General features: G+C 72.2%; 2 protein-coding genes and 1 pseudogene. All 3 read right to left on the bottom strand.

The features are described 5' to 3' along the window. Positions 1-131, bottom strand: a pseudogene (locus AC30N0_RS08125) (arginyltransferase); the annotation flags it as partial. Next, entirely contained in the window at positions 131-895 is a 765-nt protein-coding gene (gene aat, locus AC30N0_RS08120) for a leucyl/phenylalanyl-tRNA--protein transferase (protein ID WP_489517419.1), read from the bottom strand. The pseudogene AC30N0_RS08125 and the gene aat, both read right to left, overlap by 1 nt. Then, entirely contained in the window at positions 892-1,884 is a 993-nt protein-coding gene (locus AC30N0_RS08115) for an XdhC family protein (protein ID WP_489517418.1), read from the bottom strand. Before AC30N0_RS08115 ends, aat begins: the two co-directional genes overlap by 4 nt. Positions 1,885-1,974 lie beyond the last annotated feature (90 nt).

The following is a 1,974-nucleotide window of genomic DNA, read 5'->3' as shown; positions in this document are numbered from 1 at the left end:
TCGGCGTGGATCAGGTGGCTGGGCGTCGCGACCTGCGATCGCGCCATCCGGCCGGGGAGGTAGCTGCACGGATAGGGGGCCGTGGCGTAGAACTGCAGCGAGGCGAGCGGAAGTTCCTTCGGGTGGGTCATCACGACGCGGCGTCCTCGGCGGGCGCGCCCGGGATGCCGAGCTGCGCCCACAAGTTCAAATCATAGGACCAATCGTCGATGTCGGGCTTCGCCAGGGCGACGCGCAGGCGCTCCTGGAACTCGGTGCGGTCGATCTCGCGACCGCCGAAGGAGGCGAGGTGGTCGGTGCGCTGCTGGCAGTCGATGGTCTCGATGCCGTGGACCCGGCAGAAGGCGACCAGGGCGGCGAGGGCAATCTTGGACGCGTCCGTGCGGCGAGCGAACATCGACTCGCCGAAGAACATCCGGCCCAGGCCGACGCCGTACAGCCCGCCCGCCAGCTCGCCGTCGATCCAGGTCTCGACGCTGTGCACCCGCCCGGCGCGGTGCCAGGCGACATAGGCCTCGATCATCTCCGGCACGATCCAGGTGCCGCTCTCGTCGCCGCGCAGCGACGTCGCGCAGGCGGTGATGACTTCCCGGCACGCGTGGTCGATGCGGATCTCGCAGCCGGGCGTCGCGAGGAAGCGCCGGATCGTCTTCTTCAGCGAGCGCGCCAGCGAGAACTCGGCGGGCAGCAGGACCATGCGCGGGTCGGGCGACCACCACAGCACCGGCTGGCCGTCGCTGTACCAGGGAAAGATGCCCTTCGAATAGGCCTCGGCGAGGCGCCGGTTCGACAGCTCGCCGCCGGCGGCGACCAGGCCCGGCGCCTCGCTGCCGATCGGCAGGGCCCGGCTCGCCTCCGGCAGCGGATCGGCGGCGCCCTTCAGCCAGCGGATCACGCCACGTCGCTGCCGGCGACCGCTGCCTGGATGGGCTTCTTCTGGGTCAGCGCCACGCCGTTGCGCACGGCGACGACCTCGGCCAGGATCGACACGGCGATCTCGGCCGGCGTCCGGCTGCCAATGTCCAGGCCGATCGGCCCGTGCAGGCGCTCGATCTCGGTCGCGCTCAGGTCGAACAGCGCCAGCCGCTCCTTGCGGTTGGCGGTGTTCAGGCGCGAGCCGAGCGCGCCGACGTAGAAGGCCGGCGACTTGAGCGCCTCGAGCAGCACCAGGTCATCGAGCTTGGGGTCGTGCGTGACGGCGACGACGGCGGTGTGCGGGTCGAGCTGCAGCTCGACCGCGAGGTCGTCCGGCATCGCCGTGCTGAAGGTGGTGCCGGGCACGTCCCAGACCAGGTGGTACACCTCGCGCGGGTCGCAGACGATGACCTCGAAGTCGAGGCCGAGCGCCATCAGCGCCAGCGAGCGCGACAGCTGGCCGGCGCCGACGATCAGCATGCGCCAGCGCGGCCCGTAGAGAGCGCGCATGGTCCGGCCGTCGAACGAGAAGGCCTGGCCGCGCCGGGCCGGCTCGACGCGCACGGCGCCGCCGTCGATGTCGACGACGCGGGCGACCAGCTCGTGCCGGGCGGTGCGCTCGAGGACGTCGTCGATCCAGCCGGTGCCGGCGAGCGGCTCCTGGACCAGGCGCAGGTTGCCGCCGCAGGGCAGGCCGAAGCGGGCCGCCTCCTCCTTGCTGACCCCGTAGTGGATGAGCGAGGGCTTGTCGACGCGCTCGCCCTTCCTGACGCGGTCGATCAGGTCGTCCTCGACGCAGCCGCCGGAGACCGAGCCGGTAACCAGCCCGTCGCCGCGCATCGCCAGCAGGGCGCCGGGCGGCCGCGGCGCCGAGCCCCAGGTCTCGAGCACCGTCACCAGCCAGACCGGGTGGCCGGCGCGGCGCCACTCGCGCGCTTGCTGCAGCACCTGCAGGTCGAGGCTGTCCATCGCGGCATGGTAGCGGCGCGACCCGCTCGGCGCAGAAGCCCTACTGCATGTGCCAGCCGTGGCTGACGACGAGCGACTGCCCGGTCAGGG

This window comes from Rhizobacter sp., assembly GCF_031412495.1.
Lineage (GTDB): Bacteria > Pseudomonadota > Gammaproteobacteria > Burkholderiales > Burkholderiaceae_C > Schlegelella_A.
Note: the sequence above shows the minus strand (reverse complement) of the source record. Positions and strands in the feature narration are given on the sequence as shown.